Source organism: Streptomyces sp. 13-12-16 (assembly GCF_002114215.1).
Lineage (GTDB): Bacteria > Actinomycetota > Actinomycetes > Streptomycetales > Streptomycetaceae > Streptomyces.
In genome coordinates, this window is the sequence record NZ_NCTE01000059.1 from 1 (window position 1) to 6,587 (window position 6,587).

The 6,587-nt window shown below is 73.0% G+C and carries 6 protein-coding genes; 3 read left to right on the forward strand and 3 right to left on the reverse strand.

Annotation, left to right across the window (positions count from 1 at the left end; genetic code table 11):
- Positions 1 to 975: PAS domain-containing protein (locus B7767_RS02705; protein WP_143652165.1), on the reverse strand; the 975-nt coding region annotated here is incomplete at its 3' end.
- 242 nt (positions 976 to 1,217) lie between these two features.
- On the opposite strand from B7767_RS02705, the gene B7767_RS02710 reads away from it, so the two are divergent.
- The 3 genes from B7767_RS02710 to B7767_RS02720 all read left to right on the forward strand — a co-directional run bounded on the left by B7767_RS02710 (position 1,218) and on the right by B7767_RS02720 (position 4,314).
- A complete protein-coding gene (locus B7767_RS02710; protein ID WP_085570682.1) occupies positions 1,218 to 1,589 on the forward strand; it encodes a hypothetical protein in 372 nt (123 codons plus the stop codon).
- 102 nt (positions 1,590 to 1,691) lie between these two features.
- Positions 1,692 to 3,707 carry an NADPH-dependent 2,4-dienoyl-CoA reductase gene (locus tag B7767_RS02715; RefSeq protein ID WP_085570683.1) on the forward strand — a complete coding sequence of 672 codons (2,016 nt, stop codon included), beginning with the start codon at positions 1,692 to 1,694 and terminating at the stop codon, positions 3,705 to 3,707.
- Between the two features lie 31 nt (positions 3,708 to 3,738).
- Positions 3,739 to 4,314, forward strand: coding sequence for a PadR family transcriptional regulator (locus tag B7767_RS02720; RefSeq protein ID WP_085570684.1), 576 nt, complete (start codon positions 3,739 to 3,741; stop codon positions 4,312 to 4,314).
- 68 nt (positions 4,315 to 4,382) lie between these two features.
- On the opposite strand, the gene B7767_RS02725 is transcribed toward B7767_RS02720, so the two are convergent.
- Together B7767_RS02725 and B7767_RS02730 are read right to left on the reverse strand one after the other, a co-directional pair.
- On the reverse strand, positions 4,383 to 4,913 hold the full coding sequence (locus B7767_RS02725; RefSeq protein ID WP_085570685.1) for a hypothetical protein: 531 nt from the start codon (positions 4,911 to 4,913) through the stop codon (positions 4,383 to 4,385).
- A 168-nt stretch (positions 4,914 to 5,081) separates the two neighbouring features.
- Positions 5,082 to 6,056 (reverse strand): fibronectin type III domain-containing protein, encoded by a 975-nt coding sequence (locus tag B7767_RS02730; RefSeq protein WP_256923298.1) that lies wholly within the window; start codon positions 6,054 to 6,056, stop codon positions 5,082 to 5,084.
- Positions 6,057 to 6,587 lie beyond the last annotated feature (531 nt).

The following is a 6,587-nucleotide window of genomic DNA, read 5'->3' on the forward strand; positions in this document are numbered from 1 at the left end:
GGGGCCGAGGGTGCTGCGACGGCCCCGCACCACCGCGTCCAGCAGATCCACCGCCGCCGCGTCGGCCAGCTCCGGCACGGCCACGTCGGCCAGCTCACCGGCCGTACGGTCCAGGTCCAGGGTGGTGCCGATCCGGGCGGTGGCGTCGGCGATCACGGCGAGCCGCCGCCGCGCGGTCTCGGCCTCGGCGTTCGCCCGGTACTGCTCGGTGACGTCCACCATCGACACGGCCACGCCCAGTACCGTGCCGAGCGCGTTCTCCAGGCGGTACAGCGAGACCGACCAGACGTGGTCCTCGTCCGGATCGGCCGGGGTGCGGCCGGTCGTGGGCCGGTCGACGACCGGCCGGCCGGTGTCCAGGACCCGGCGCGCGTCGGCCTCGAACACCTCGGAGTCCACCAGGGGCAGCACCTCGCGGACCGTGCGGCCCAGATGCTCCTCGGCCGGGATGCCGTTGATCTGCTCCAGCGCCGGATTCACCGAGACGTAGCGCAGACCGGTGTCCAGCACGGCCAGCCCGATGGGGGACTGGGCGACGATCCGGGTCGACAGGGCCACGTCCTGTTCCAGCCGGCGCACGGTCGACTGGTCCACCGCCAGACCGAGGGCGTACACGTTCCCTTCAGCGTCCAGCAGCCGCATGTTGCGGAACTCCACCAACCGGGTGCCGCCGTCCTTGCGGCGGATCGGGAAGGCCCCGGCCCAGCTCCGTCCGGTGCGCATGACGTCGGCGAAGAGTTTCACCACGAGGTCCAGGTGCTGCTCGTGGACCATGATCCGGGCGGCGTACTGGCCCAGCGCCTCCCGTGCGCCGTACCCGAACAGCTCCTCGGCCTGGGGGCTCCACAGCACGATCCGCCCCTCGGCGTCCAGGACCACCGAGGCCACCCGCAGCACATCGAGCAGCCCGCTGGGACGCACCGGCCCGCGCGCCGGCTCGTCGCCGTCGGCCGGGGGTGACCCCGCTGCACTCATCGCACGCCCCGCCTTCACCGATTCCCACGGCACGTCGTCACCGTGCCGACACCCCTTGTTCTACCGCGCGCGGGGCTGATTCTCCGCCGCTCCCGCCGTCCGTTTCCAGCTTCTCCCACCATCGGGGCGGGCGCCCGTGAAGCCGGCGCCGCGGCAGCGGCGCGCGGGTAGTGCTCTTCGCCGGGTGGTGCTTTGCTGAGTGAGGGGCGGGGGACGCGTGGGCCACGAGAGGAGCGATCACGATGGGCAGTGAGCGACCGCACCCGGAGTCCGTCTCGGTCGAGATCAGCGGATGCAGCAAGGACGACGCCCGGATCGTGTTCGACACGCTGTGCGCGTGCTTCACGTCCGACCGGTGCTCCGACGACATACCGGAGGAGTTCTCCGAGACCCGCCCGACGGTCTGGCTCGGCACCTTCGACGTCGCCGACGCGCACGAGGGCGCCCGGCCCGAGGCCCGGCTGGCCTCGTCGGTCGACGCCGACGCGCACGGCGGCTACTGGGCGATCGACCGGTTCCGTACGACCCTGGGCTCCCTGTTCACGGTGCACGACCTGAGCACGGTCCCCGGCGACCAGGAGGAGGAGCTGCACGTACGCCTCGAAAACCGGTGACGCTCCCGGCCCCGTGTGCCCTCCGTCTCTTATGCAACTAGTTGCATAAGGTGGTGCGCGTGCCTTACAACTACAGGCACGACACCGCGCACGGAGGGCCCGATGAGCCGTTACCCCCACTTGCTGACCCCCCTCGACCTGGGCTTCACCACCCTGCCCAACCGGGTCCTCATGGGCTCCATGCACGTGGGCCTGGAGGAGGCCGAGGGCGGTTTCTCCCGCATGGCCGAGTTCTACGCCGCCCGCGCCCGCGGCGGGGTCGGCCTCATCGTCACCGGTGGCATCGCCCCCAACGACGAGGGACGGCCCTACGAGGGCGGCGCGAAGCTCACCACCGAGGCCGAGGCGGAACAGCACCGGACCGTCACCGACGCCGTGCACCGCGAGGGCGGGCGCATCGCGATGCAGATCCTGCACTTCGGCCGGTACGCCTACCACCGGGACCTGGTCGCCCCCAGCCCCGTGCAGGCGCCGATCAGCCCCTTCCCGCCCCGCGAGCTGACCGACGCCGAGGTCGAGCGCACCATCGACGACTACGCCCGCGCCGCCCGCCTCGCCCGGCGGGCCGGCTACGACGGCGTCGAGATCATGGGCTCCGAGGGCTACCTGATCAACGAGTTCATCGCGACGCAGACCAACCACCGCACCGACCGCTGGGGCGGCTCGTACGAGAACCGCATGCGCTTCCCCGTCGAGATCGTCCGCCGGGTGCGCGAGGCGGTCGGCGAGGACTTCATCCTCGTCTACCGGCTCTCCATGCTCGACCTGGTGCCCGGCGGCTCCACCCTGGACGAGGTGGTCACCCTGGCCAAGGCGGTCGAGGAGGCCGGGGCCACGATCATCAACACCGGCATCGGCTGGCACGAGGCCCGCATCCCCACCATCGCCACCTCCGTCCCCCGTGGCGCGTACACCTGGGTGACCAAGCGCCTCATGGGTGAGGTGACGGTCCCGCTGGTCACCACCAACCGCATCAACACCCCCGAACTCGCCGAGCAGTTGCTCGCCGAGGGCTGCGCGGACATGGTGTCGATGGCCCGCCCGATGCTCGCCGACCCCGACTTCGTCGCCAAGGCCGCGGACGGCCGTCCCGAGGCGATCAACACCTGCATCGGCTGCAACCAGGCCTGCCTGGACCACACCTTCAGCGGGCAGATCACCTCCTGCCTGGTCAATCCGCGCGCCTGCCACGAGACCGAGCTGGTCCTCTCCCCGACCCGCCGCCGCAAGCGCGTCGCCGTCGTCGGCGCGGGACCGGCCGGCCTCGCCTGTGCGGTGAGCGCCGCCGAACGCGGCCACGACGTCACCCTGTTCGACGCCGCGAGCGAGATCGGCGGCCAGCTCAACGTGGCCCGCAAGGTCCCCGGCAAGCAGGAGTTCGACGAGACCCTGCGCTACTTCCGCACCCGCCTCGCCGAACTGGCCGTCGACGTACGCCTCGACACACGCGTCACCGCCGACGACGTGGCCGGCCACGACGAGGTCGTCGTCGCCACCGGCGTCACCCCGCGCGTCCCCGACATCCCCGGAGCCGACCACGGAAGCGTCCTCGGCTACCTCGACGTCCTGCGCGACGGCGCCCCCGTCGGCGACCGGGTCGCTGTCCTCGGCGCGGGCGGCATCGGCTTCGACGTCGCCGAGTTCCTCACCGACGGCGGCGACAAGGCGCACGAGAACCCCGAGACGTACTTCCGCCAGTGGGGTGTCGACCTCGACTACCGTGCCCCCGGCGGCCTCGCCGCACCCGAGCGCCCCGCCCCGCCGCGCACCGTCCACCTGCTGCAGCGCAAGACGTCCAAGGTCGGTGCCGGTCTCGGCAAGACCACCGGCTGGATCCACCGCACCGAACTCAAGCACCGCGGCGTCACCATGGTCCCGGGCGTGCGCTACGACCGGATCGACGACGCCGGACTGCACATCACCGTCGACGGCGAGAGCACCGTCCTGGAGGTCGACACCGTCGTCCTGTGCACCGGCCAGGAGCCGCGCCGCGACCTGTACGACGAACTGGTCGCCGCCGGACGGCCCGTCCACCTGATCGGCGGCGCCGACGTGGCCGCCGAGCTGGACGCCAAGCGCGCCATCAAGCAGGGCACCGAGCTGGCGGCGGCGCTGTAGGCCGGGCGCGGCCCGTCCCTAGGATGAGCCCATGTCACTCCCGCACGCGATCCTCACCGCCCTGCTCGAGAAGCCGTCGTCGGGGCTGGAGCTGACCCGCCGGTTCGACCGGTCGATCGGCTACTTCTGGTCCGCGACGCACCAGCAGATCTATCGCGAGCTGGGGAAACTGGAGGCCGGGGGCCTGATCCGGGCCCTTCCCTCCGAGCAGCCGGCCCGGGGGCAGAAGAAGGCGTACGAGGTCCTGCCGGCGGGACGCGCGGAGCTGGCCCGCTGGACCTCCGCGTCCCAGGATCCCAAGCCGCAGCGCGACGTGATGCTGCTGCGGCTGAGGGCGGCGGCCGTGGTCGGCACCGCGGGCCTGGCGGCCGACCTGCGGCGCCACCGGGAGCTGCACGAGCGCCAGTTGGCGGAGTACCGGGAGATCGAGCAGCGCGACTTCCCGCCCGGCAAGGACGGGCCGGAGGACCGGCTGCGCCATCTGGTGCTGCGGGCCGGCATCGACCTGGAGACCTTCTGGACCCAGTGGCTCGACCACGCGCTGGCGGAGTTCGCCCGGCTGCCGGACGCCGGCGAACCCGGGAGCGCGGGAGCCCGGGAGGCGTGACACCGCGAAGGGTCGACGCCGGCCGCCCGTCCGGAGCGCGTCGGACGTGACGGCGGCCGGCGCCGGGTCTAGAAGTGGCGCGGGGCGCTGCGGCGGCGCAGGTACCAGGCCGTGGCGGCGATCCCCGTGCCGACCAGTGCGCCGCCCGCCACCAGTGTGACCGTGCCGTAGTCCGTCGAACCGCCGCCGATGCCGCCCATCACCCCGCGGGACGGCGAGGCCGAGGGCGAGACCGAAGGGCTGGGAGCCGTGGAGACGACGACGGACTGCGTGCCCGCGGTGCTGCCGTTCGAGCACACCACGACCACCGTGTACGTGCCCGGACCGACGTTCGACCAGGCGGCGGACTGTCCCGAACTGCTCCCCGACAGCGCCACCTGACGGCCCTGCGAGAAGCTCGTCTGGCCGCTGCTGAGCAGCGAGGCGGTGCCCCAGTGGCCGTTGACCTGGGTGCACGAACTGGTGCTCACCGAGACCGTCGACCCGGTGGTGCTGACGGAGATCCCGGCCGCGGCGGCCGGCCCGGCCAGGGTCAGCGCGAGCGCTGCGGCGGCGGCCGCGGTCGGACCGGAGCGGAGCAGTGGCTTCGAGTTGCGCATGTGGACCGCTTTCCGGCGGCACGGCCGGCGGTACATCCCTTGCGCCGCCGAGGTCGGGGAGCGCCCGTGCTGCCACGAGGCAAGCCAACGGGCACCCGGACCGGCGCGCACTCCGACGGCATCCGGGCAGGTGACGGCTTCCTCCGGGCGGCCGACCCCGGGGCCGGGTCAGCGCCCGGCGCCCGTCGTCACCGTGCGCTCCGCGGAGAAGCCGCCCCAGGTGCCGTCCGGCAGCATCGCCCGGATCCGCACCCGGTGGGCGACCCCGGCTTCCCGGCCGGCGTAGAAGCGGTACGTCGCCCGGTCGCGCGGTGCGTCACCGCCGTAGACGAGCGAGGTGGCGATGCGGCCGTCCAGGTGCACCTCGTACTCGGTGACCACCCCGTCGACGCGCGGCGGCACCCAGTGGAGGACGATGTGGTACGCGCCGTCGGACCGTTCACTCGTGGCCCGGAAACCGGTGGGAGCGCCGGTCCGGCCGTCCGCGCCGCCCGCGGTGGTGAGGCGGACGGCGGCGCCGGCCGGGGAGAGGTTGTCGGCCGCGTCCCGGGCCCGGACCGTGAAGGAGTAGCGGGTGCCCGGCCGCAGCCCCGTCACCACGGCGGCCGTCTGGTTCCCGCCCACACTGTGGATCTTCGTTCCGCCCTGGTAGATGTTGTACGACGCCACGCCCCGGTCGTCCTTCGAGGCGGACCACGACAACTGGACCGCCCGGTTCCCGGCGGCCCGGCCGCGAAGCTCCGCCGGGCGGGTGGGGGCGGTGTCGTCGGCCGTGGTCGCTTCGGGTGTCGTCGTCCGGACCTCCCGGCTGCGCGGTCCGAGCCGCCCGTCCGCGTCCCGGGCCCGTACCGTGAACACATAGGTGGTCGCGGGGCGGAGCCTGGTGACGTCCACCATGTGCTCGGCACCGGGCACTTCTTTCACCTTTGTGGTGCCCCGGTATACCTCGTACCGGCTCACCTCGGCGTCGGCGACCGCGTTCCACATGACGTGCACGCTGGTGGTGCTGCCCGCCTCGGCCGTGACACCGGTCGGCGCTCCGGGCGGCCGTTCACCGGCACCGGGTTCGTCCGGGCCTCCCCAGCGGCAGGAGGCGAGCAGCAGGAGAACCCCGCCGAGCGCGAGCAGGCGACGCGGGGACACGGCTGGGGGAACGCCACGCACGACTCTGCCTCCCGGGGCGGCACACGGGACTGCTCGGAGAATGGTCCGTACCAATATGGCCGGGCTGACGCGATCACATCAAGAGGGCGGGGTGGGGGAGTGTTCGCGCGCGTTACGTATGCTGAAGTCCGAACGGGCCGAACCGCCTCTTGAGGCAGGGGAGTTCGGGTCCGTGGCGCGGACCGCTGTCGTCGCAGATCCCGCGCCGGCGCGGGTGGCCGGACGGCCCGGGTCGACCCGGACCCGGGCCCCGGCCCCTTGTCGTGGTCACTGGTGTGATCGTGCTCCGTCCGGCCCTGTCGGGGCCGTCGCGTCACCGTATCGTGACGAAATGGTGCAAAGTGCCGGTGAGTGTGCGCCCGTGTCCCCGACGAGAGGCCCCCCTTGATCGTGTCCCGTGTCCAGTCGCTCACCCTGGCCATGGCCGGTGTCGCCCTGCTGGCCCCCTCGGCTCCCCCCGCCACCACACCCCAGCCCCGTACCGAACCGGCCGCACGGCGCACGGCCCCG